We start from the raw sequence: 22,785 nt of genomic DNA on the forward strand, positions 1-22,785 counted from the left end.
TTTCGGTAGATGATCAAGCGTCAGGTATGTATCAGGAATGGTGTTAGCGTGTGATCCGTGGAGACCACTTCGGTGAAGCGGGCGTTCAAGTTCCGCTTCTACCCTTCCGATGTGCAGGCAGCTGAGCTGTCGCGCACGTTCGGGTGTGTCCGGAAGGTCTACAACATGGCGTTGCACGCCCGTACGGAGGCGTGGACGCTGCGCCAGGAGCGGGTGAACTAGAACGCCACCAGCGCCATGCTGACGGCGTGGAAGAAGACCGAGGAACTGGCTCATCTCAACGAGGTGTCGTCGGTTCCGCTGCAGCAGGCGCTTCGGCATTTGCAGAGCGGCTTCTCGAACTTCTGGCAGAAGCGTGCCCGGTATCCCCGGTTCAAGTCCAAGCACAAGTCCCGTGCATCCACCGAGTACACCTCGTCGGCGTTCCGCTTCCGGGACGGCCGACTGAGGCTCGCGAAGATGACGGAACCGCTCGATATCGTGTGGTCCCGTCCGCTTCCCGCTGGTGCGCAGCCGTCCACCGTGACCGTCCGCCGGGACGGCGCCGGGCGATGGTTCGTCTCGATGTTGTGCGATGACCACCCCGAGCCCATGCCCGTCACCACGGCTGCCGTCGGGATCGACGCCGGGATCACCGCGCTGGTCACCCTGTCCACCGGGGAGAGGATCACCAACCCCCGCCATGAGCGCCGTGACCGCGAGCGCCTGACCAAGGCCCAGCGGGACCTGTCCCGCAAGGCCAAGGACTCCGCCAACCGGGCCGAGGCCCGGCTGAAGGTCGCCCGCGTCCACGCCCGTATCGCGGATCGCCGCAGGGACTTCCTGCATCAGCTCACCACTCGACTCGTGCGCGAAAACCAAACGCTCGTGATCGAGGACCTGTCTGTCCGCAACATGATCCAGAATCGGAAGCTGTCCCGTGCGATAGCCAACGCGTCGTGGTCCGCGATGCGGTCCATGCTGGAATACAAAGCCGGCTGGTACGGGCGGGAACTCGTGGTCGTCGACCGCTGGTTCCCCTCTTCCAAGCTGTGCTCGCAGTGCGGCACCCTGCGGGGCAGGATGGCGCTGAACGTCCGTGAGTGGGCGTGTGACTGCGGGACGACCCATGACCGGGACGTGAACGCGGCACGCAATATCCTGGCCGCCGGACTGGCGGTTGCAGCCTGTGGAGACGGTGTAAGACCTCAACGGAGCACTCCGGGCGGGCAGTCGTCGGCGAAGCAGGAAGTAGTCCCACCGCAGCGCACACGCGCAGCGGCTCAACCGCGAGGCTGAGGGGAATCCCCCTCGTCCACGAGGGAGAGGAAGTCAAGTTGCCGGTCACTTTCCTCCGACGCCCATGAGGCCTTGGACCAAGGCGCGTCGGGCGAACAGGTAGACGATGAGGACGGGGAGCGTCGACAGCACGACGGCGCTGAGCAGACCGGGCACGTCGACGCCGTGCTCGGTCTGGAAGTCGTACAGGCCGAGTGTGATGACCTTGGTGCTCTCCGACTGGGTGAGGATCAGCGGGAACAGGAAGCCGTTCCACGCCTGCAGCGCGGCGAAGACCACGACGGAGGAGAGACCGCCCCTGGACAGCGGCAGCACCAGCTGCCAGAACACCCGCCAGGGGGTGGCACCGTCCATGGCCATGGCCTCGTAGAGCTCGCCGGTGATGTCCCGCATCGCGCCGGTGAGGACCAGCGTGCACACCGGCAGGCAGAACGCCGCGGTGGGCAGGATGATTCCGAGCAGGTTGTCGTAGAGGCCGGCCTTGCTGATGACGTAGAACATCGGCACGATCACGGCCTGCGCCGGAATCGCCAGCCCCAGCAGGAAGATCCGGAAGACCGTGCCGATGGTCCTGCCCCGGGCCCGGACGATCGCGTAGGCGAGCGGGGGCACCACGAGCAGCACGATCGCGACCACGCTCACGGTGACGAGGAGCGTGTTGAGGAAGTCCCGGCCGAAGCCGTTGGAGAAGTCGTCGATGTAGTTCTGCAGGGTCAGCTGCGCGGGGAAGGTGAGCGGCCCCTGCGAGGAGTAGTCGGAGCGGGTCCGGAAGGTCGCGATCAGCAGGACGTACAGCGGGAAGCCGACCAGCGCCAGCCAGAGCAGCGAGCCGAGCCCGGCGAGGTGGTTGGGACGCCGTCGCATCAAAGTCCCTCCGTCGTGCTGCGCATCCTGTCGTAGCCGGACAGGCGCACGACGGCCAGCGAGATCAGGGCGGCGACCACCACGAGGACCAGGGCGATGGCCGAGCCCGCGCCGAAGTCGAAGCTCTTGAAAGCCTGTTGGTACATGTAGTAGGCGCTGTTGGTGGTGTCGGTGCCGGGGCCGCCCTGGGTGAGGATGAGGACGGTGTCGAAGGTGGTGAGGCCGCCGACCAGCATCAGGATCATCGACGTGATCACGGTGTTGCGCAGCTGCGGCAGGGTGATGTGGAAGAACTGCCGCACCTTGCCCGCGCCGTCGATGGACGCGGCCTGGTAGAGCACCTGCGGGATCGCCCGGGCGCCGCCCTGGTAGATCAGGGCGTGCATGGGCGTCCACTGCCACATGCCGACGAAGGTCAGCACCGCGATGGCACTTTTCTGACTGCCCATCAGATTGCCGTCGCCGAAGAGCCATTGCAGCTGCGACGGCACACCGAAGTTGGGGTCGAGGATGGCGCGCCAGACCACCGAGATCGCGGTCGCGGACAGCAGCAGCGGGACGAAGAAGATCGCGGACAGCACGGCACGGTTGCGTTGGCGACCGGCCGCCCACACGCCCAGCAGGATGCTCACCGGGGTCTGTACGACCACGCCGGCCACGGTCAGCACCAGGGTCAGACCGACGCTCTGCGTCATCACCGGGTCGTGCAGCAGCTTGGTCCAGTTGGCGAAGCCGTTGAACCGGGGGGCGTCGACGCCGTTCCAGCTGGTGAAGGAGAGCACCGCCACCAGGACCAGCGGCAGAAGCGCGAACATCAGGAAGAACACGGTCGCGGGCAGCGCCCAGGCAAGGCCCGGGCGGGTCACCCCGACGCCGGTCCGGCGAGGCCGCGCCCGCAGGCGGCGACCGTACCCGGACACCAAGGAGGGAGCACTCATGGCGATCCGTCTCAGGAGGCGGGCAGGGCCTGCATGGCCTTGATGAAGCCGTCCACGTCGAGCTTGCCGTTGAAGAACTGCTGGACGGCGGTGTGGATCGGCGCGTTGGCGGCCGGCGGGTACGCCTGGTCCCAGGACAGCTGGAACGACGGGGCGGCCTTGACCAGGTCGTACTGGTACTTCGAGTAGTCGGGGTTGTCCGCGGTGGCGAGGAACTGCTCGGTGTTGGTGGTGGTCGGCAGGTTGCCGATCGCCAGCTGTGCCTTCACGAACTCCTCGGAGTACATGAGCTTCAGGAAGGCGGCGGCTGCCTCGGGATGCCTGCTCTTCTTCAGCACCGAGTAGAAGTTGTTGGTGTTGCCGACCACGTCGGCCGGGTCGCCCTTGCCGCCGGCGATGGCGGGGAAGTTGCCGTACCCGAGACCGCTCTTGGCGAAGTCGGGGTTGGCGTCCCGCTGGGTGGCGTACTCCCAGGAGCCCATCAGCTCCAGGCCCGCCTTGCCCTTGGCCAGCAGGGCCGGGGAGCCGCCGTCGGTGAACTTGACCGAGTCGAAGTTCGAGCCGAACGCCCCGGCGTCGACCAGTTGCTTGAGCATGCCCAGGGCCTTCTTGGCGTCCTCGCTCTCCCAGGCGCTCCGGTCTCCGGACAGCGCCTTCCGGAACAGCTCGGGGCCCGCGACACGGTCGAACACGTACTCGTACCACATCAGGGTCGGCCACTGGTCGCCGCCGCCGAGGGCGATCGGGGTGATGCCCTTGGCCTTGAGCGCCCGGACGACGCCCAGCAGGTCGTCCCAGGTCTTCGGGGCGCTCAGGCCGGCGTCGGCCAGCACCTTCTTGTTGGTGAACAGCAGCACCGGCTGGGTGCCGCGCATCGGGATGCCGTAGGACTTGCCGTCGATCACCGCGGTGTTGAACACCGACGGCAGGAAGTTGCTCTTCAGCGCCGGGTCCGCGGCGATCATGTCGTCCAACGGGAGCAGCAGGTCGGACTTCACATAGGGCTGGATGCTGCCGCCGCCCCAGTTGAAGAAGACGTCCGGCGCCTGGGGGGTGTTGATGACGGTGTTGAGCTTGGCCTGGTAGTCCGCGCCGGGGATGGTGTCCAGGACGGCCTTGACCTTCGACGTCTTGTTGAAGGTGTCGACCAGTTGCTTCTCGACCTTGTTGCTGGCGTCCCCGTAGACCAGGACGTGGATCGTGCCGGAGCCCCCGCCGGCGGAGGAGGAACCGCCACTGCCGCAGGCGGTCGTCCCCGCCATGACCGCGGCCAGGCCGAGTGCAGCCGCTAAAGTGCGCCTCTTCATCACAAGTCCCCTAAAGTTTCGACCTGTTTCTCGAAATTACCGCTGGCCGGGACGCTAGGTTGCGGACAGGTTTCGGGTCAACCCCCCGGATCGGGGGTTACTGAAGCGTGATGCGCCAACTGCCCTGCGCCGCCCGTGCCTTATGCTGCCTCCATGGAAAAGGGCGATGAACTGGGACGGGTGACCCTCGCGGACATCGCGCGCGAGGCCGAGGTCTCCGTTTCGACGGTTTCGAAGGTCCTCAACGGCCGTACCGACGTGGCGGCGGCCACCCGCGTCCGCGTCGAGCAGGTCCTGAGCGGCCACGACTACCGGCGCGCCGCGCGCGGCGGCGGGGAAGCACCCCTCGTCGAGATCGTCTTCCACGAGCTCGACAGCCTCTGGGCGATGGAACTCCTGCGTGGCGTCGAGGCCGTGGCGAGCGAGCACGGAGCGGCGGTCGTGGTCACCCACAGCGGTTCACGCCGCGCCCCCGGGCCGGAGTGGATCGAGGCGGTGCTGCGCCGGCGCCCCCTCGGTGTCGTGCTGGTCTTCTCCAGCCTGCCGCCCGAGTTCAAGCGCCAACTGCGCGCACGCTCCATCCCGTTCGTGATCGTCGACCCGGCCGGCAACCCCGATCCGGACGTGCCCTCGGTGGGCTCGGCCAACTGGGCCGGCGGCCTCGCCGCCACCCGGCACCTGATCGAGCTCGGCCACCGGCGCATCGCCATCGTCACCGGCCCCGAGGACACCCTCTGCTCCCTGGCCCGACTGGACGGCTACCGCTCCGCGATGTCCATGGCCGGCCTGGCGGTCGACCCCGCGCTGACCGCCTTCGGCGACTTCCACACCGAGGGCGGATTCGCCCAGGCCGAACGGCTGTTGGAGCTCCCCGACCGGCCCACCGCGATCTTCGCCGGCAGCGACCTCCAGGCGCTCGGGGTCATGGAGGCCGCCCGGGTCCGCGGCCTGCGCATCCCCGAGGACCTGTCCGTGGTCGGCTACGACGACCTGGACATCGCGCAATGGACCAGCCCCGCACTGACCACCGTCCGCCAACCCCTGCGTGAGATGGCCGAACAGGCGACCCGTCTGATCCTCGCCCTCCGCACCGGGGAGGCCCCGGCGTCCCCCACCCGCCTCGAACTGTCGACCACCCTGGTGGTGCGCTCCAGCGCCGTGGCGCCCAGCCGGCCCTGACCGGAGCGGCACTGGCCCCCGCGCCGCGAGCAACCCCGACGGGGCACCGACATCCGGATCGCGAAACTTTCGCAGTTCTTCCGCGTTGATTGCGATCCACCCGTGGGGAACGTGGGGGAACCGCAGGGAAATCGGGAGGCTCCTGACCGAGCCCCTCGGCCCGGCGGTCGACCGCCGAGCGCCTGGCCAGCACGTTCACCGGCAGGGGCGGACCTGAGAGCGGGCGAAGGTATCGCTGTTTCGGTCGAAAGCGTTGACAACTTGTCGGGCTCAGGCCAACACTGGCGCCGTCGACAAGTCCGAGCGGCCCCGGATCCCGGCCCCCCGCGTCGCCAACCACCCACAAGCGCGGACTTGTTGACGACAAGCCGGTTCCGTGCAACCACTGCGCGACGCCGTCCGGGCGACCCCACCCTCGCGGCCGTCGGCGGCGCAGTGCTGCACTCCCACCCATCGGCAGGACGGATCACCCCCGTGAACTTTCCCCACCGCAAGAGCCGCAAGGTCGATCACCCCCGGCGGCCGGCCGGCAAGGCGCGCGTCCTCCCCCTGGCCCTCGCCGCCGTCCTGGTCGCGCCCGGCACCGCCGAGGCCGCGACCGTCACCACGAACCAGACCGGCACCGACGGCGGATACTTCTACTCGTTCTGGACCGAGGGCACCGGTGCGGCCTCGATGTCCCTGAACGGCGGCGGTCACTACAGCACCTCCTGGAGCGGCGCCGGCAACTTCGTCGCCGGCAAGGGCTGGAGCACCGGGTCACGCAACCCGGTGACCTACTCGGGCACGTGGAGCACCAGCGGCAACGCCTACCTCTCGCTCTACGGCTGGAGCACCAACCCGCTCGTCGAGTACTACGTCGTCGAGAACTACGGCTCCTACAAGCCCACCGGCGCGTACAAGGGCACCGTCACCACGGACGGCGGCACCTACGACATCTACGAGACGACGCGCTACAACGCCCCCTCCATCGAGGGCATCAAGACCTTCAACCAGTACTGGAGCGTCCGTCAGGCCAAACGGACCGGCGGAACCATCACCGTCGGGAACCACTTCGACGCGTGGGCCAAGTACGGCATGAACCTCGGCACCATGAACTACGAGATCATGGCCACCGAGGGCTACCGGAGCAGTGGCAGCTCCGACATCACGCTCGGCTCCTCCAGCGGCGGCACCGGCGGTGGAACCGGCGGTGGAACCGGCGGTGGAACCGGCGGTGGAACCGGCGGTGGAACCGGCGGCAGCTGCACCGCGACACTCTCCGCCGGTGACTCGTGGAGCGACCGGTACAACCTGAACGTCTCGGTCACCGGATCGACCCCCTGGAAGGTCACCGTGAAGGTGCCCTCCCCGGAGAAGATCAGCTCGACCTGGAACATCAACGCGTCCTACCCCGACGCCCAGACCCTCGTTGCCACCCCCAACGGCGCGGGCAACACCTGGGGCATGACCGTGATGAAGAACGGCAGCACCACGTGGCCGACGGTCTCCTGCAGCGCGAGCTGACGACCCGCCACCGCCCCGGGCGTTGACGCCGTACCACGCCTGCCGGAGATCTCACCTGCACCTGCGGGGCCGGGCCCGTGTCCGCCCTTGATTGTTAACGCTCACAGTCAGTGCCGGACAGTCGGCCGGGCGCCGCGCGGACACGCCCCCGCTGCCCCGGCAGGAACCGCTCCACCCGGCAGTACGCGCACGACTACCAGGACGACGCCCGCCCCCGACCGGTGCGCGGGCATCCCCCACCCGAGGAGAACGATCCGTCATGCCCTGGCTCCACACGAAACCCCTCCCCCGCAAGACCCTGACGGCGGCCGCGTGCATGCTCGTCGGTGCGGCCACCGTCGTCACCGCGAGCCCCGCGGCTCATGCCGCCGGGTCGACCACGCTGGGCGCGGCCGCTGCCGGCAGCGGCCGCTACTTCGGCACCGCCGTGGCCGCCGGCCGGCTCGGTGACGCGACGTACTCCACCATTCTCGACCGGGAATTCAACATGATCACCCCGGAGAACGAGATGAAGTGGGACACCATCGAACCCTCCCGCGGCAACTTCAACTTCGCCCCCGCCGACTCGATCGTCGGCCACGCCTCGGCGCACGGCCAGCGGATGCGCGGCCACACCCTGGTCTGGCACTCGCAGCTCCCGTCCTGGGTCAGCTCCATCGGCGACGCGAACACCCTGCGCGGCGTGATGGACAACCACATCACCACCGAGATGTCCCACTACAAGGGCAAGATCTACGCCTGGGACGTCGTCAACGAGGCCTTCGCCGACGACGGCAGCGGCCGGCACCGCAGCTCGGTGTTCCAGAACGTGCTGGGCGACGGCTTCATCGAGGAGGCCTTCCGCACCGCCCGGAACGTCGACCCCTCGGCCAAGCTCTGCTACAACGACTACAACATCGAGAACTGGACCGACGCCAAGACCCAGGGCGTCTACACCATGGTCAAGGACTTCAAGTCCCGCGGCGTGCCCATCGACTGCGTCGGCTTCCAGAGCCACTTCGGCGCCGGCGGCCCGCCGTCCAACTTCCGGACCACACTGTCCGACTTCGCCGCTCTGGGCGTTGACGTCCAGCTCACCGAGCTCGACATCGCCCAGGCGTCCACCACCGCGTACGCCAACACCGTCCAGGCCTGCCTCAACGTCGCCCGCTGCACCGGCATCACGGCATGGGGCATCCGCGACAGCGACTCCTGGCGCAGCGGCGAGAACCCCCTGCTGTTCGACAACAACGGCAACAAGAAGCCTGCGTACGGCGCGGTCCTCACCACCCTGGGCGGCAGCGCCAACGGCACGCCGAGCGGGGGCATCGTCTCCGGCACCGTCTACACGCTCTCCGACGTGGCCGCCGGACGCGTTCTCGACGAGCCCGCAGGACAGAACGGCAACGGCACCCCGCTCCAGGTGTGGGAGGCCGGCGGCGCCGCCAACCAGCAGTGGCGGGCCGCCCAGAACAGCGACGGCTCCTACACGCTCACGAACATCGCCAGCGGCCGCGCCCTGGACGAGCCGGCCAACCAGACGGGCAACGGGACGAAGATGCAGGTCTGGGACTCCAACGGCGGCGCCAACCAGCACTGGCGGGCCGGGCAGAACAGCGACGGCTCCTACACGCTGACCAACGTCGCCAGCGGCCGCGCACTGGAGATCCCCGGTGGTCAGACCGCCAACGGCACTCCCGTCCAGATCTGGGACTCCAACGGCGGCGCCAACCAGCACTGGAACTTCAAGTGACCTGAGCCGCGGGGGTGCGCGCTCACGGCAGGCGCGCACCCGCGTATGTGAGCGATAACAAAGCCGGGTGACAGCTCCATCCGTTCACGAAGGAGATCCCATGCACAAACGAGGTTCCAGTCGCAGGCCGGTGTCCGCGGTGCTCACCGCCGTGGTCGCGGCCGTGGCGGCGCTGGCGGCGATGCTCGTCGCAACCCCCGCTCAGGCGGACACCAGCGGCGCCTTGCGCGGTGCGGGTTCCGGCCGGTGTCTCGACGTGTCGAACGCCGACCAGCGCGACGGCGCGTCCCTGCAGATCTACGACTGCTCGGGCGGCACCAACCAGCTGTGGACGTCGACGTCCGGCAACCAGCTGACCGTGTACGGCAACAAGTGCCTGGACGTGCCGGGCCACGCCACCACGGCCGGTACCCGGGTGCAGATCTGGACCTGCAGCGGCGCCGCGAACCAGCAGTGGCGGGTGAACTCCGACGGCACGATCGTCGGCGTCGAATCCGGGCTGTGCCTGGACGTCGCGGGCGCCGGCACGGCCAACGGCACGGCGGTGCAGCTCTGGAACTGCACCGGCGGCAGCAACCAGAAGTGGACCGGCCTGTCCGGGACGTCGACCCCGCCGGGGGGCAACTGCAGTCTGCCGTCGACGTACCGCTGGTCGTCGACCGGTGCGTTGGCGCAGCCGGCGAACGGGTGGGCCTCGGTGAAGGACTTCACCGACGTGGTCTACAACGGCAAGCACCTGGTCTACGCGTCGAACGTGAACGGGTCGTCGTACGGCTCGATGATGTTCAGTCCCTTCTCGAACTGGTCGGACATGGCGTCGGCCGGCCAGAGCGGGATGGGCCAGGCCGCGGTGGCGCCCACGCTGTTCTACTTCGCGCCCAAGAACATCTGGGTGCTGGCGTACCAGTGGGGTGCGTGGCCGTTCATCTACCGCACGTCGAGCGACCCCACCAACCCCAACGGCTGGTCCGCGCCGCAGCCGCTGTTCACCGGCGGCATCCCGGGCGCCGCCCCGATCGACCAGACCCTGATCGCCGACGACCAGAACATGTACCTGTTCTTCGCCGGTGACAACGGCAGCATCTACCGGGCGAGCATGCCGATCGGGAACTTCCCGGGCAACTTCGGCTCCTCCTACACGACGGTCATGAGCGATACGGTGAAGAACCTGTTCGAGGCGCCGCAGGTCTACAAGGTCCAGGGCCAGAACCAGTACCTCATGATCGTCGAGGCCCGGGGTGCGAACGAGCAGCGCTACTTCCGCTCGTTCACGGCCTCCAGCCTCAGCGGCGCGTGGACCCCGCAGGCCGCCAGCGAGAGCAACCCCTTCGCCGGCAAGGCCAACAGCGGCGCCACCTGGACCAACGACATCAGCCACGGTGACCTGGTCCGCAACAACCCCGACCAGACCATGACCATCGACCCCTGCAACCTGCAGCTCCTCTACCAGGGCAAGTCCCCCACCGCGACCGGCCCCTACGACCAACTGCCGTGGCGCCCGGGTCTCCTCACCCTGCGGCGCTGACCCGCCGCCAAGTCACGGCCACACCACCGCGAGCCGTGAGAGCCGACCGCTGGTCGGAGCGTACGGTTCCTGAGCCTCGCCACTTCGCCATCGGAAGTGGCGAGGCCCCGCGCGTCCTCCGCCCGCACCGGCCGGCAGCGCCGAGGCACGTCCGGTCGGCGACGGCTACGCGACCGGCACGTTCGTCCTGCTGAACGCGGTCGGTTCGCCGCTGGACGAGCGGTCGTTCGCGGCGATCGTCCGCGCGGGCCGCCAGTACGGCGTGCCGGTCGAGGAAGTCGAGCCCTCCGAGGTGCCGGCTGTGCAGTCGCTGGACAACGAGCGGCCGCTGCGCGCTCTCCACCTGCCCGACGAGGCGTTCCTGGACGCCCGCGGTTGGCTTGAGTCCCTGGACGCCGCGCTCGACTCGCTGCCGAACGTGACCCGCGTCCCCGCCGCCCCGCTGCGGTCGAGTGGCGCCGGCTACCTCCTGCGGACGCACCACGGGCACGTCAGCGCGCCCAACGTCGTGCTGGCTGCGGGAGCATGGACCGGTCCGCTGATCGAGGCACTGGACCCGGACCTGGCCCTCATGCCGGTCGCCACCGCGGAAGGCACCGCCATCAGCGTCACCGCCCCGGCCCCGCTCCCCGCCGTGCTCCGCACCCCGAACCGGGCGTACGCGTGCGGGCTGCACGCCGTGCCCCAGGCCGACGGCAGCTGGTACCTCGGGGCCGGCGCCGCCCCGGCGCTCGTCCCCGGCGACACCCCGCACCTGGGCGGGGTGCGCTTCCTGCTCGACGCCGCCCTCGGCCAGCTCCACCACGGCCTGGCCACCGCCCGGCTGCAGCGCCTGTACCACGGCAACCGGCCGATCGGCCTGGACGGCCACCCACGGCTCGGGTCCACCAGCCGCCCCGGCCTGTGGGTGGCGACCGGCACCCACCGGGACGGCCTGCACGCCTCGCCCCTGCTCGCCCAGGAACTCGCCGGAGAGATCGTGGCACGGCCTTGCCGGCCTGCTGGGTGGTGGGCCGCTCGGCCACGCAGAGGATGTTGCCCTCACTGGTTCGACCCCCGACGCCGGTGCCCGGCCCGCTCGCGGTGAGCGGGCCGGGCACCGGCGGGTCGACCGGACGTCGACCGGCATCAGCCGGTCACCGGCCGGCCGTCAGCCGATCAGTCGTCCGTCTCGTCGTAGCGGCCGTGGCCGAGGTGACGCAGGTCGAAGGACCAGATGCCGCGGCCGAAGGTGGCGGCATAGAGCTTGCCGTCCGGGCCGATCTTGAGCTGCTGCACCGCGGTGGTGGGCAGGTTGCGGCCGAGGACCCGCCAGTCGGTGGTGCCCGGCGCGCGGTAGAAGGCGGCGAGGTCGGAGCCGAGGGCCACACCGCCGTTCGGCAGGATCTTCACCGAGGTGGCCGGGACGTCGGGCAGGTTGGCCGAGATGTCGGTCCAGGTGGTGCCGCCGTCGTGGGTCTCGAAGAGGTGGCCGACGCCCGCGCCGGGGCCCTCGGTCCAGGTGCGCGAGAAGCCGTTGAAGGCGACGAGGACGTGCTGGGCGTCCTTCTCGTCCACGGCGAAGGAGGAGATGTAGCGGTTCGGCAGGGTTGCGTCGACCGGCAGGTCGAGCTGGTGCCAGCCGGTGCCGTCGGTCTTGCCCACCGCGATGCCGCGGCTGAAGCCGACGTTGTTGCACGGGCCGCACCAGCCCGCGTACACCGTGCCGTCGACCGTCGCGACCGCGGTGGCGACGTGGCCGGTACCGAGGTCGTAGGCCGAGGTCCACTCGTTGCCGCTGCGGATCGCGTAGCCCTTGTGCTGTACCCAGACGTGCCGGCCGCCGGCGATCCAGGTGTTGCCGTCCTTCGGGTCGCTGGTGATCGGCGCGATGAAGCGTGCGGCGCTGGTGTTCTTGTCCGGCGGGGCGACCTCGTAGGAGGTGGCCTTGCTCGGGTCCTTCGTCCAGCTGCCGTCGTTGACGGCGCAGTTCTGGGTGACCCACATGTCGAGGTAGACGTACTCCTCGGCGATGTTGCAGCCGTTGGCCGGGTCGACGAGGGTGTCGGCGCCGTCGCCGCCGAAGTTGGAGCCCATCACCTTGTCGTGGGCGCGCAGGATCGACTGACCGTTGTCCTGGAGGCCGCCGCTGACGATCACACCCCGGCCCGAGCGGTCCGCCGGGTCCTTGCCGACGCCGACCGAGTAGTACTGCAGGGTGTCGATGGTGCCGTCGTTGAGCGGCGTCCAGTCCTTGGCGTGGCCGTACGCGTCCAACTGCCCGTTGGCCGGGCGGCGGTAGATGCCGCCGTCGTTGCCGACGTAGACGTTGACCTTGCCCTGGTAGCTGCCGAAGGCGACGGCGTGCTGGTCGGAGTGGGTGGTCGGCGAGCAGTCGCCGGTCTGCTTGGCCGGGTCGATGCTCCAGCACGGGAAGCCGTTGTTCCAGTACGGCCCGACGGTGGCCCACTTGGCGCCGCCGTCGGTGGTCTCGAAGACCTCCTCGAGACCCGCGTAGACGTGGTCCGGGTTGGCCGGGTCGACCTGGAGGAACTGGTTGTACCAGGCCTGGATGCCCGGCTGGTAGCCGTCGTCCTGCAGCGCGGAGCCGGAGCCCTTCAGCTTGTCCTTGTCCGCGACCAGCGTCCACGGACCGGACGGGGAGCCGGACTTGGAGACGTAGATGCCCTTGAGGCCGGTGTCCGGGTCGCTGGCCATGACCGCCGGGGACTGGTCGATCGCGTAGTAGCGCGAGCCGTCCGCCGAGCGCGCGAAGGTCACGTTGCCGACGTTCGCCGCGTCCGTCGGCAGGTCGCCGAGCGAGCCGACGCGCTGCCAGGTGCCGTCCGCGGCCTTGCTGTAGAAGCCGTTGTAGGTGTCGCCGCCGCGCCAGCCCACCGCGAGGACCACCTTGTTCGGGTCCTTGGGGTCGATCGCGATGTCGTTGGCGATGTTCTTGTACGGCGCGGCCGGGTCCCCGGCCTTCGAACCACCCGGCAGGTACTCCGGGTTGGGCGCGAACTCGAGCGTCCACGGGCCCGACAGCGTGGTGGTCGAGTGGCTCCAGACCCCCCGGCTGGTGGCCGCCCACACCTTGCCGCCGGCGAAGCGCAGCGCGTGGATGATGGTCGACTCCAGCTCGGCGCCGCCGACCCGGTTGCCCGGCTGGAACTCACCGTGCTTGGGGTCGGCGAGCACGTACACGCCGGTGCCGACGTACGAGGTCGCGCCGGTGTTGGACTCGCCGGTGGCGTACCAGAGCCGGCCGCCGTCGTCGAGGTTCAGCGTGCCGGTGGACAGCGTGGGCAGCTTGTCGGCGATCGGCTCCCAGTTGCCGCCGCCGGTGCGGGAGCGGAACACGCCGCCGTTGGCACCGCCCGCGTAGACGTAGCCGTCCTTGTCGGCCGCGAGGCCGGTGGTCCGGCCCGTCACCAGACCGGATCCGCCGCTGGAGTTGGAGTTGACGTCGCGGTAGCGCGGGTCGTCGGAGTTGTACGGCTTGTCCGTGACGTGGTCCCAGCTGCCGCCGGTGTGCGGCATGGACTGCAGTTGGGCCCAGGCCGCGCCGTAGGCCCCCGGCGCGACCACGCCGGGGGCGGTGCGGGCCTCGGTGTACTGCGCGGTGCCCTCGGCGGAGTTCTCCGCCTCGTCACCGCCGTCCCCGGCCTCGGTCTCGGCCCGCGGGCTGAGGCTCGGGGCCGCGGTCGTGGCGCCGGTGGCGCTCCGCACCTTCTGGGCGTGCGCCTTCCCGATGTCCGCCTGGTGCCGGACCTGCCACGGTTGCGGCTCCCGGGGTGCGGGCGGCGCGGCGAGCGCCTGGGTGGTGGTCAGTCCGAGCGCGGTGAGCGTGACGGCGCTCAGCAGCAGCCGTCGTCGTTGCCTGGTGGGCACGGTTGTGGTCCTCCCCTGCGGCCGGTCGCGCGGTCGCGCGACTCGGCGGAAACAGGGGGACAGCCTGCTGGTCCGATCCGGCCAGGGGAAGGGCCGTACGGTAAGAAGGCGGTAAGTTCCTTACCGATTGGAACAGTTGGCATTCACCGAATACGGAGGGCACACCGGACGGACCTCCCGGGCGGCGGGACCCTGGGCGGCGGGACGCCCCACCGCGAGCGCGTCGGCTGATATCGTCCGATCACCGCCCGCCCCGTCACCGCCCGCCCGGTCACCGCCCGCGCACTCGCCGCCGGGCCGCGCGCACCGAGGCGACCGGGTCGAAGGAGCCGGGGCGGTCCCGGGTCAGCGGGTAGCAGGCGAATCCGATCAGTGCCGCGCTGAGGTGGCCGACGCTGGTGTAGTCCCGGCTCTGCTGGACGCCCAGGCCGTAGACGACCAGCACCCCGGCCGCGTACAGGTACCGCCAGGGCCGCACGATCAGGTAGGTGAGCACCGCGACCACGCCGGCGAGCGCGTAGCTCACGCCGTAGTCGAGGGTGTAGACGGCCTTCGGCGAGGCGAGCCCGCGGTGGATCGCCCAGCCGAGCACGCCCTCGCTGAGGTAGGTCGCGCCGACGTGCGCGAGCATCGCCACCGAGATCCAGCGCAGCGTGCCGAGCCACCGCTCGGCGGGCACGTGGAAGAGGTTGTAGAGCAGGAAGTAGGACAGCCACCCGCCGCCCGCGATCCACAGGGCGCTGGTCACCAGGACGCGGACCGGCGAGGTCTGCAGGTGGTGCAGGTTGGTCGAGCGCCGCTCCAGGATGCGGTCGGCGGTCAACGGATCGACGTGCCGGATCACCTGCGTGGTGACGAGCAGGATCGCCAGCCAGACGTAGGTGCCCGGGGCGCGCCGGACGTAGGCCCACACCGCGCGGGCGGCTCGCGCCCACCAGGGCCGCCGGTGCGCCTCGGAGTTCCTGGCGGTGCTGCCGGCCATCGACTGCCTCCTCGACACTCCTCCCCTCGACACTCCCTCGCCCTCCCCTCACCGCTCCCCCTCACCACTTCCCCCACCCTCGCCCCGGCCCGCCGCCACCCGCCGCCGTGGCGGCCCGTACGGGTGATCCGGCCCCTGCCTCCCGGCGGCGCCACCCGCCAACCGCCCGAGGGCGGCATCCGGCGGCCACGCTCCACTGACGTACGCTGGCGCTCTGACCCTCCCGGCCACGACCTCCTCGGCCACGCACCGGGCGTGCCGGTACCGGGAACAGCAGACAAGGGCGCCAGGCACGATGAGCGATCGCCTCGCAACGAGGGCACCGACCGACACCGAGGCCTCCCGGCAGCCCGCGCTGAGAGCGGCCGCCCGGCTGCGGCTCACCACGGCGTACGTCCTGCTGCTGACCGTCACCGCTTCCTGGCTCGCCGGCCAGGGCCACGCCGAGCGGGCCAGGTTCGTCCGGCACAACAGCAGCAATGTGCACCACATGGAAGTCGGTAAATGGTGGACGATGTTCACCAGCGGCCTGGTGGTGGACGGCGTACCGGCCTGGGCGGGCATCGCGGCGGTCGCCGTGGTGCTGGGCCTGGCCGAGTGGCGTTGGGGCCCGGCCCGGGCCGCCGCCGTCTTCGCCTTCGGGCACCTGGGTGCCACTCTGCTCACCGAGGGGGCCATGTGGGTGATGCTGACCGCCCACATCCCCGGCGCGCTCTCCCGGGCCCGGGACGTGGGCATCAGCTACGGGCTGGTCGCCACCGGCGCCTGTCTGCTCGCCCTGGGTCCGGTCCCGCTGCGCCGCTACGGTCTTCCGGCGCTGGCCCTGGCCCTGGCCACCGCCTGGGCGCTGGACCAGCAACTGGCCGACGCCGGGCACCTGGTCGCGCTGGGCCTCGGCGTACTCGCCTCCCGGACGGCCTGGCTGCGCGCCCGGGCGGCGCCCGTACCGCGCTGACGCCGCACCAGCGGGGACGGGCCGGACTCCCCCGGGAGTCCGGCCCGTCGCGGTTCCCACGGTCTTCCCGCCGTCTCCCACCGTTCTTCCGCCGTTCTTCCGTGCTCCGCCCGGATCTTGCCCACCGCACCCGGCACCGGGCCGACGGCCGTCCAGCGAACCATCAACCACGCCGCAGCGCAGGCGAGTTGAGCGGACCGGCGGTCGACGGAGGGCGGCTCCGCAAGCAGTCACCCGCATCGACTCGATCGTATGCTCTTGCGTTGCTCTGCAAATCTATGCCACAGTTCGGGCATCGGATCGAATACGCCGAATCCCGTCACATATCGCTGAATCAGGGTCCCGCTCGCGCGGGTCTAAGGGTGCATCCATGTCGAAGGTCTTGAGCAAGCTGCCGGTCGGTGAACGGATCGGCATCGCATTCTCCGGCGGGTTGGACACCTCCGTCGCCGTCGCGTGGATGCGCGAGCACGGTGCGTTCCCCTACGCCTACACGGCCGACATCGGCCAGTACGACGAGCCGAACCTCGCCGACGTCCCCGCCCGGGGCCGCGCGTACGGCGCCGAGCAGGCCCGGCTGGTCGACTGCCGGGCCGCGCTGGTCGAGGAGGGCCTGGCCGCCCTCGCCTGCGGCGCCTTCCACATCCGCTCCGCCGGGCAGACGTACTTCAACACCACCCCGCTCGGCCGCGCGGTGACCGGCACCCTGCTGGTCCGCGCCATGCAGGAGGACGAAGTCTCCATCTGGGGCGACGGCTCCACCTACAAGGGCAACGACATCGAGCGGTTCTACCGCTACGGCCTGCTCGCCAACCCCAACCTGCGGATCTACAAGCCGTGGCTGGACCAGGCGTTCGTCGACCAGCTCGGCGGCCGCAAGGAGATGTCCGAGTGGCTCGCCGAGCGTGACCTGCCGTACCGGGACTCCGCCGAGAAGGCCTACTCCACGGACGCCAACATCTGGGGCGCCACCCACGAGGCCAAGCGGCTGGAGTACCTGGACGCCTCGATGGAGATCGTCAGCCCGATCATGGGCGTGGCCTTCTGGGACCCGGCGGTCGAGATCCGGACCGAGGACATCACCGTCGAGTTCGAGTTCGGCCGCCCGGTGCGGATCAACGGCCAGGAGTTCGCCAACGCCGTCGACCTGGTCCACGAGGCCAACAGCATCGGCGGGCGCCACGGCCTCGGAATGTCGGACCAGATCGAGAACCGGATCATCGAGGCCAAGAGCCGCGGCATCTACGAGGCCCCCGGCATGGCGCTGCTGCACATCGCCTACGAGCGGCTGCTCAACGCCATCCACAACGAGGACACCCTCGCCACCTACCACACCCAGGGCCGCCGCCTCGGCCGGCTGCTCTACGAGGGCCGGTGGTTCGACCCTCAGGCGCTGATGCTCCGGGACAGCATGCAGCGCTGGATCGGCCACCCGGTCACCGGCAGCGTCACGCTGCGGCTGCGGCGGGGCCAGGACTACTCGGTCATCGACACCCAGGGCTCCAACTTCAGCTACCACCCCGAGAAGCTGTCCATGGAGCGCAGCGTCGACGCCGCGTTCGTCCCGGACGACCGCATCGGCCAGCTGACCATGCGCAACCTCGACATCGCCGACTCGCGCAGCAAGCTGGAGCAGTACGCGGTCCACGGCCAGCTGGCGCCGTGGAGCGGCCTGATCGGCGAGCTCGCCCCGGGCGGGGCCGCCCCCATCGCCGCGGGCACCGGCGACGCGGAGGAGTCCACCGCGCTCGACCACGCGGCGATCGAGTCCGGCACCGACTGACGGGCCCGGCACCGACCGAAGATCGCACAGCGACAACGCATCGCATCGCACCGACTGACGGGCCCGGCACCGACCGAAGATCGCACAGCGACAACGCATCGCATCGCACCGACCGACGGATCCGGTGCGACCACGGAGGCCGCCGCACCACACCGGTGCGGCGGCCTCCGCCGTTCACTCCGACGGCCGCACCGGCCGTGCACGCCGGGCACCGCCGTAGCTGAATGGCGAACGTGCGCCCGGCGACGGGAAGGCAGGACCCGCAATGGGTGAAGCGGTCGGTTCGATGCTGGCCTCGGCGGTGGCGGTCGCGCTCAGCCCGCTGCCGCTGATCACCGTGATCCTCATCCTGGTCACCCCGCGCGGCCGGACGAAGGGCCTCGCCTTCACGGCCGGCTGGGTGCTCGGCCTCGCCGTGCCGGTCGCCGTCACCCTGGCGGTCGGCAGCGCGCTGAACCGGGTTCAGACCACCCCTACCTGGTCGTCCTGGCTGAAGCTCGCCCTCGGCGCGCTGCTCCTGCTGTCGGCCGCGCGGCAGTGGCACGACCGGCCTCGCGCGGGCCACGTCACGGCGCCGCCCGCCTGGCTGCAGGGGATCGACCGCTTCTCGCCCGCCAGGTCCGCCGGCCTCGCCCTCGCACTCGTCGCGCGCAGCCCGAGGACCCTGCTCCCGGCCGTCGGCGGCGCCGCCTCGATCGCCGCCACCGCGACCGGCACCGGCGCCGAGGCCGTGGCCGCGGCACTGCTGGTGTCGATCGGCTCGCTCTGCACGCTCCTGCCGCTCGCGGTCCACCCGCGGGACGGAGCCCGGACCCTCGGCGAGTGGCGGGCCTGGACGGCCACCCACCAGGCCGCCGTCCTGACCACGGTCCCGGCCGTGCTCGGAGCCGAGTACCTGGGCGACGCGGTCTCCGGGCTCACGTGAGCCAGACCCCGTCTCCGAGGGCACGCGGTCCACGGCCGCGCGCCGGTCGGCCCGCGCCCCTCACCGGATCCGCACCACCCCCCGCCCCCGTACCGCCCGGACGCCCAGCCTTGCGGGGTCCGTCCTCGGGTGCGCCGCCACCGCCTCCCGCAGCGTCAGCAGGATCTCCCCGTCGTAGCGCTCCGCCAGGACCCGCGCCAGCTCGGCCGGACCGCCCGGCCGCACGTCCGGCGCCAGTTCCGGCAGCCGGCCCGGGGCGCTGAGGTCCTGGGCCTGGGCCGCCCAGCGCGCCGCGTCCCGCCGCTCGCCCTCGGCGGTGTAGTGCACGGCCAGGCAGTGCACGGCCAGCTGGTCCCCGTACTGGGCGGCGATCCGCCACCAGAAGACGCCGTCCGGCGCGCGGCCCATCCCGTACAGCAGGCAGCCGAGGGTGCGGAAGGCGGTCTTCTCGGCGAGTTCGAGGTCCAGGGCCAGTTCCGCGGGCTTCACGGCACCCGCCACGCCCGCGCACAGGTGCCGCAGGTCCCGGCGGAGTTCGGCCCGGCGCCCGGCCCACGGGGACTGTCCCGCCCCCGTGCCCGCGCCTGCACCCGGCGCCCCGCCCGAACCCGAACCAGGACTCCAAGCCGGTCCCCAACCCGGCCCGGGACCCGGTCCCGAACCAGGTCCCGGGCCTGCTCCCGGGCCCAGCCCCACCCCCGGGCTCGACCCCGACGCCGGAGCGTGCGGCGGTCGGGCGCCGGCCGGCGGACGGGCGGGGCGTTCGCGCACGGCGGGGGCGGGCCGACGGGCGGCGGCGAGCCGCTCGGCCAGCCGCCGGGTGAAGGCCACCGGGTCGTGGTCGTCGAACTCCCGCTCCAGCTCGGCGGAGTGCGCACGCAGCAGGTCCCCGACCCTCACGTCTCCGCCTCGTCGTCGTCCGGGTGCTCCAGCAGGTACTCCAGGTGGCGCCGCCCCAGGCTGTAGTAGGTGCGGGCGGTGGTGTGCGCGATGCCGAGCGACCGGCCGATGTCGGGGTACGACAGGCCTGCCTGGCGCAGTCGGACCACATCGGCCTGGACCGGCGCGGCCCGCGCGAGCTCGTCCATCGCCCAGTCGAGGGCGTCCAGTTCGGCGAGTTCGTCCAGCTCGTCCTGGCTGTTGTCGGGGCTGCGCTGGGCGATCACCCGCAGTCGTTTGCGTTCGGTGCGTCGGCGGTCGCGCATGACGTCCACCACCGCGTCCTTCACGACCTTGAAGGCGAAGGCCTGTGGATCGGCGCTGGCCAGGGCCCGGCGCCAGTTCTTGTAGAGCGTGGCGCCGGCGTTCTGGACCGCGTCCTGGGCGTCCTCGCGGTGCCGCAGGCGCTGCTGGGCGTAGCGGAGGTAGCCCGAGTTCTCGCGGGTGAAGAAGGCCTCGAAGTCGTTCGGCAGGTCGCCGAGCGGGTCCGCCCGAAGGCCCCGCTCCTCGCCCGGCCCGGGACTGTTCATGCACGCCCCCTCTCGTGGGTCAGCTGGCCGGCCCACCGGGTGGCACGCCGACGGCCCCTTGGGGGCTCGTGGTGTAACCGTCCGGGAGGCGCGGGATGTCGACCGGATCGGGCGGACAATTGGTGAACGTTTCCGTTCACTTTTGAACAGCACGACTGACCTGCCGATTCGGGCCCTTCAGCCCCGCCGGAACACCGGCTATGTGACCCAGATCACATCGGGCGGGGCGTCGGCTTGACAAGCCCCATGGCGCCGATGCGGCGACACCGACCCCCGACGCCACCCGACAACGCCACCCCGCGTCACCACCCTCGCGTCGCCACCCCCGTCGGCAGCCTCGCGCGCTGCCCGGCCCTACGGCGCCGGCTCCACCGCCGCCGAGTCCAGCGCGGCGGTCACCCGCTCCAGCAGCCCCCGCAGCGCCGCCAGATCCTCGACCGGCAGCCCGGTCGCGGTGAGCAGACGGCGCGGGACCTGCCCGGCCCGCTCGCGCAGCGCCGACCCCTCGGGCGTGAGCGCGACGGTGACCGACCGCTCGTCCTGCGGGCTGCGCTCGCGGCGCACCAGTCCGGCTGCCTCCAGCCGCTTGAGCAGCGGGGAGAGCGTGCCGGAGTCGAGCCGCAGGCGCTCGCCGATCCGCTTGACGGGCAGCTCGCCGTCCTCCCAGAGCACCAGCATGACCAGGTACTGCGGGTAGGTCAGCCCGAGGTCCCGGAGCAGCACCCGGTAGGTGCCGCCGAAGGCCCGCGAGGCCGCGTTGAGCGAGAAGCAGATCTGCTGGTCGAGGCGGAGCAGTTCCTCGTCCGCCATGCCGGGAAGCGTGGTCATGGGTCCATGGTACCGATCACACTCGCGCCATTGAGTTGTGCGCAATTGAATTGCGTGCTCTACTTATCTCACGGCAGGGCACCGGACAGGCCGCCAGAACAACGGCGACGCCCCCGGGCCCACCCATCCGAGCAACGTGAAGCACCACGAAGGGGACCGACCATGGACGCGCTCTACACCGCCGCCGCCACCGCCAACGGCCGGGAGGGCCGCGCCGTCAGCTCCGACGGCCGACTGGACCTCCCGCTGGCGATGCCGGCGGCGCTCGGCGGCAACGGCGAGGGCACCAACCCCGAGCAGCTGTTCGCGGCCGGCTACGCCGCCTGCTTCGCGAGCGCCCTCGGCCTGGTCGGCCGGCAGTCCCGGGTGGACACCAGCGAGGTCTCGGTGACCGCCGAGGTGTCCATCGGCAAGGACGGCGCCGGCTTCGGCCTCGCCGTCGTGCTGCGCGTCGAGCTGCCCGACTCCCTCGCGGGCGAGACCGGCGAGCTGCTGGTCAAGCAGGCGCACGAGGTCTGCCCGTACTCCCGCGCCACCCGGGGCAACATCCCGGTCGAGCTGGTCGTCGAGTAGTCGGGCAACTGCGCGGGTCCGCCGGTCGCGATACCGCGCGGAAGCCTTCGCAGGCACACCGGGCCCGCCGCACAGCACGTGCGGCGGGCCCGCCCCTGCGCCCTGCGCGATGCCGCCCACACCGACACGCGCCGGCTCAGCCTCCTCCCGGCCCGTTCGCCGAGCGCAGCGTCTCCAGTCTGTGCCGGTACTCCTCCGCGTCGATCTCGCCCCGCGCGAACCGCTCCGCGAGCATCTGCTCCGGGGTCGGCCCCGACGCCCAGCCGCGCGAGCCGCCCGGCCCATGACCGCCGGGGCCCGGTGCCGCCGGACCGGGCGGGATCGGCTGCCGCGAGCGCGAGACGTACCGGAACAGGGCGACGGCGAGGACCACGATCAACGCCAGGACCAGCAACGTCCCGATCACCATCATCCCGACGCCCCAGCCACCCATGCCGTGGCCGTGCCCGAACCCATGCCAGTGCCTCATCAGGACCTCCTCCTCCGGCCCCGTCGGGGCCCGCCGAGGTGATCAGCGCCTTACCACCATCGTGCGCCCGGCACCGGTGAAAGTGCCGTGAAGAAAGCCTGAAAAAACGTTCCGGCGCCCTGGCACGCACCCACGGGGGTAGCGTGCCGCTCGTGAACCGGCACCCGCCCACGACCCGCCATCCACCCGACGACGGCCGCTCCCCCGAGCAGCTCGTCGCCGCCGGCGTGCTGCGGCGCCACACCGACCCCAGCCCCCACCCGAGGCTCGGCCACTCCCCGATCACCTACGTCGCCACCGCGCTCTGGGCCGAACTCGCCGCCCTCGCCATCGCGCCGTCCGCCGCCGAGGCCACCGCCACCGCCCTGCTGCGCGAACTCGCGGACCAGGCCGTGGACGCGGCCCTCGCCCCGGGCAACGAGCACGCCCCGCGCGACGACCTGTACGTGACCGACCCCGCCCACATCGGCCGGAACCGCCGCGCGGTCTGGTTCCACCGCTTCGGCCCGCACGGCCCGATCACCGCCGCCTTCGCGCCGTGAACAGCAAGCCGTACGCGCCGTGAACAGCAAGCCGCACACGCCGCGAACCACAGGCCGAAG

18 protein-coding genes and 2 pseudogenes are annotated in these 22,785 nt (G+C 71.0%); 11 read left to right on the forward strand and 9 right to left on the reverse strand.

Features of this window, described 5'->3' with window-relative positions; translation table 11 throughout:
* Positions 1-57: 57 nt before the first annotated feature.
* A pseudogene (locus ACZ52R_RS16355) lies at positions 58-1,278 on the forward strand (RNA-guided endonuclease InsQ/TnpB family protein).
* Positions 1,279-1,323: 45 nt separating this feature from the next.
* Here ACZ52R_RS16355 and ACZ52R_RS16360 read toward each other — a convergent pair.
* The 3 genes from ACZ52R_RS16360 to ACZ52R_RS16370 are packed head-to-tail and all read right to left on the reverse strand — an operon-like array spanning position 1,324 to position 4,387.
* Positions 1,324-2,142 (reverse strand): carbohydrate ABC transporter permease, encoded by an 819-nt coding sequence (locus ACZ52R_RS16360; protein WP_465625973.1) that lies wholly within the window; start codon positions 2,140-2,142, stop codon positions 1,324-1,326.
* Positions 2,142-3,080, reverse strand: coding sequence for a carbohydrate ABC transporter permease (locus tag ACZ52R_RS16365; RefSeq protein ID WP_360504466.1), 939 nt, complete (start codon positions 3,078-3,080; stop codon positions 2,142-2,144). The genes ACZ52R_RS16360 and ACZ52R_RS16365 overlap by 1 nt, the downstream gene beginning before the upstream one ends.
* 11 nt (positions 3,081-3,091) lie before the next feature.
* Complete coding sequence (locus ACZ52R_RS16370; RefSeq protein WP_465625970.1) at positions 3,092-4,387, reverse strand: ABC transporter substrate-binding protein; 1,296 nt, start codon at positions 4,385-4,387, stop codon at positions 3,092-3,094.
* A gap of 153 nt (positions 4,388-4,540) precedes the next feature.
* Here ACZ52R_RS16370 and ACZ52R_RS16375 point away from each other — a divergent pair, with 153 nt between their 5' ends.
* The 5 genes and pseudogenes from ACZ52R_RS16375 (at position 4,541) to ACZ52R_RS16395 (ending at position 11,416) form a co-directional block, all read left to right on the forward strand.
* Complete coding sequence (locus ACZ52R_RS16375; protein WP_360504470.1) at positions 4,541-5,566, forward strand: LacI family DNA-binding transcriptional regulator; 1,026 nt, start codon at positions 4,541-4,543, stop codon at positions 5,564-5,566.
* Positions 5,567-6,040: 474 nt separating this feature from the next.
* Positions 6,041-7,072 carry a glycoside hydrolase family 11 protein gene (locus ACZ52R_RS16380; RefSeq protein WP_465753638.1) on the forward strand — a complete coding sequence of 344 codons (1,032 nt, stop codon included), beginning with the start codon at positions 6,041-6,043 and terminating at the stop codon, positions 7,070-7,072.
* A 259-nt stretch (positions 7,073-7,331) separates the two neighbouring features.
* A pseudogene (locus ACZ52R_RS16385) lies at positions 7,332-8,801 on the forward strand (glycoside hydrolase family 10 protein); the annotation flags it as partial.
* 103 nt (positions 8,802-8,904) lie between these two features.
* A complete protein-coding gene (locus tag ACZ52R_RS16390; protein WP_465753639.1) occupies positions 8,905-10,329 on the forward strand; it encodes a non-reducing end alpha-L-arabinofuranosidase family hydrolase in 1,425 nt (474 codons plus the stop codon).
* A gap of 211 nt (positions 10,330-10,540) precedes the next feature.
* A complete protein-coding gene (locus ACZ52R_RS16395) occupies positions 10,541-11,416 on the forward strand; it encodes an NAD(P)/FAD-dependent oxidoreductase (RefSeq protein ID WP_465753662.1) in 876 nt (291 codons plus the stop codon).
* Between the two features lie 71 nt (positions 11,417-11,487).
* Here ACZ52R_RS16395 and ACZ52R_RS16400 read toward each other — a convergent pair whose 3' ends face one another.
* Both ACZ52R_RS16400 and ACZ52R_RS16405 read right to left on the reverse strand, forming a co-directional pair.
* Positions 11,488-14,199 (reverse strand): ligand-binding sensor domain-containing protein, encoded by a 2,712-nt coding sequence (locus ACZ52R_RS16400; protein WP_465753640.1) that lies wholly within the window; start codon positions 14,197-14,199, stop codon positions 11,488-11,490.
* 271 nt (positions 14,200-14,470) lie between these two features.
* A complete protein-coding gene (locus tag ACZ52R_RS16405; protein ID WP_465618257.1) occupies positions 14,471-15,181 on the reverse strand; it encodes a rhomboid-like protein in 711 nt (236 codons plus the stop codon).
* Between the two features lie 295 nt (positions 15,182-15,476).
* Between ACZ52R_RS16405 and ACZ52R_RS16410 the strand changes: the two genes are divergently transcribed.
* The 3 genes from ACZ52R_RS16410 (at position 15,477) to ACZ52R_RS16420 (ending at position 18,844) form a co-directional block, all read left to right on the forward strand.
* Positions 15,477-16,136, forward strand: a complete 660-nt coding sequence (locus ACZ52R_RS16410; RefSeq protein WP_465753641.1) for a rhomboid-like protein — start codon at positions 15,477-15,479, stop codon at positions 16,134-16,136.
* A gap of 370 nt (positions 16,137-16,506) precedes the next feature.
* The gene (gene argG, locus ACZ52R_RS16415) at positions 16,507-17,919 is read left to right on the forward strand and encodes an argininosuccinate synthase (RefSeq protein WP_360504483.1); all 1,413 of its coding nucleotides are present in this window, start codon (positions 16,507-16,509) and stop codon (positions 17,917-17,919) included.
* Positions 17,920-18,184: 265 nt separating this feature from the next.
* Positions 18,185-18,844: a GAP family protein gene (locus tag ACZ52R_RS16420; protein WP_465664700.1), complete on the forward strand. Its 660-nt coding sequence runs from the start codon at positions 18,185-18,187 to the stop codon at positions 18,842-18,844.
* A gap of 60 nt (positions 18,845-18,904) precedes the next feature.
* Here ACZ52R_RS16420 and ACZ52R_RS16425 read toward each other — a convergent pair whose 3' ends face one another.
* The 3 genes from ACZ52R_RS16425 to ACZ52R_RS16435 form a co-directional block, all read right to left on the reverse strand.
* Positions 18,905-19,333 carry a hypothetical protein gene (locus tag ACZ52R_RS16425; RefSeq protein WP_465618249.1) on the reverse strand — a complete coding sequence of 143 codons (429 nt, stop codon included), beginning with the start codon at positions 19,331-19,333 and terminating at the stop codon, positions 18,905-18,907.
* Positions 19,334-19,740: 407 nt separating this feature from the next.
* The gene (locus tag ACZ52R_RS16430; RefSeq protein ID WP_360504489.1) at positions 19,741-20,313 is read right to left on the reverse strand and encodes an RNA polymerase sigma factor; all 573 of its coding nucleotides are present in this window, start codon (positions 20,311-20,313) and stop codon (positions 19,741-19,743) included.
* Between the two features lie 354 nt (positions 20,314-20,667).
* Positions 20,668-21,141 carry a MarR family winged helix-turn-helix transcriptional regulator gene (locus tag ACZ52R_RS16435; protein WP_360504491.1) on the reverse strand — a complete coding sequence of 158 codons (474 nt, stop codon included), beginning with the start codon at positions 21,139-21,141 and terminating at the stop codon, positions 20,668-20,670.
* Between the two features lie 162 nt (positions 21,142-21,303).
* Between ACZ52R_RS16435 and ACZ52R_RS16440 the strand changes: the two genes are divergently transcribed.
* Positions 21,304-21,714, forward strand: coding sequence for an organic hydroperoxide resistance protein (locus tag ACZ52R_RS16440; RefSeq protein ID WP_360504493.1), 411 nt, complete (start codon positions 21,304-21,306; stop codon positions 21,712-21,714).
* Positions 21,715-21,850: 136 nt separating this feature from the next.
* Here ACZ52R_RS16440 and ACZ52R_RS16445 read toward each other — a convergent pair whose 3' ends face one another.
* Entirely contained in the window at positions 21,851-22,183 is a 333-nt protein-coding gene (locus tag ACZ52R_RS16445) for an SHOCT domain-containing protein (protein WP_360504495.1), read from the reverse strand.
* Between the two features lie 152 nt (positions 22,184-22,335).
* On the opposite strand from ACZ52R_RS16445, the gene ACZ52R_RS16450 reads away from it, so the two are divergent.
* Entirely contained in the window at positions 22,336-22,725 is a 390-nt protein-coding gene (locus ACZ52R_RS16450; RefSeq protein WP_465618245.1) for a hypothetical protein, read from the forward strand.
* Positions 22,726-22,785: the final 60 nt, after the last annotated feature.

It is taken from the genome of Kitasatospora sp. NPDC034023, from assembly GCF_055575795.1.

Bases quoted from the DNA above. Each gene is read 5' to 3' on its own strand.
- ACZ52R_RS16390 (WP_465753639.1), top strand. From the start codon at position 8,905: ATGCACAAACGAGGTTCCAGTCGCAGGCCGGTGTCCGCGGTGCTCACC.
- ACZ52R_RS16360 (WP_465625973.1), bottom strand. From the start codon at position 2,142: ATGCGACGGCGTCCCAACCACCTCGCCGGGCTCGGCTCGCTGCTCTGG.
- ACZ52R_RS16365 (WP_360504466.1), bottom strand. From the start codon at position 3,080: ATGAGTGCTCCCTCCTTGGTGTCCGGGTACGGTCGCCGCCTGCGGGCG.
- ACZ52R_RS16435 (WP_360504491.1), bottom strand. From the start codon at position 21,141: ATGACCACGCTTCCCGGCATGGCGGACGAGGAACTGCTCCGCCTCGAC.
- ACZ52R_RS16370 (WP_465625970.1), bottom strand. From the start codon at position 4,387: ATGAAGAGGCGCACTTTAGCGGCTGCACTCGGCCTGGCCGCGGTCATG.
- ACZ52R_RS16405 (WP_465618257.1), bottom strand. From the start codon at position 15,181: ATGGCCGGCAGCACCGCCAGGAACTCCGAGGCGCACCGGCGGCCCTGG.
- argG (WP_360504483.1), top strand. From the start codon at position 16,507: ATGTCGAAGGTCTTGAGCAAGCTGCCGGTCGGTGAACGGATCGGCATC.
- ACZ52R_RS16375 (WP_360504470.1), top strand. From the start codon at position 4,541: ATGGAAAAGGGCGATGAACTGGGACGGGTGACCCTCGCGGACATCGCG.
- ACZ52R_RS16430 (WP_360504489.1), bottom strand. From the start codon at position 20,313: ATGAACAGTCCCGGGCCGGGCGAGGAGCGGGGCCTTCGGGCGGACCCG.
- ACZ52R_RS16410 (WP_465753641.1), top strand. From the start codon at position 15,477: ATGAGCGATCGCCTCGCAACGAGGGCACCGACCGACACCGAGGCCTCC.
- ACZ52R_RS16440 (WP_360504493.1), top strand. From the start codon at position 21,304: ATGGACGCGCTCTACACCGCCGCCGCCACCGCCAACGGCCGGGAGGGC.
- ACZ52R_RS16445 (WP_360504495.1), bottom strand. From the start codon at position 22,183: ATGAGGCACTGGCATGGGTTCGGGCACGGCCACGGCATGGGTGGCTGG.
- ACZ52R_RS16420 (WP_465664700.1), top strand. From the start codon at position 18,185: ATGGGTGAAGCGGTCGGTTCGATGCTGGCCTCGGCGGTGGCGGTCGCG.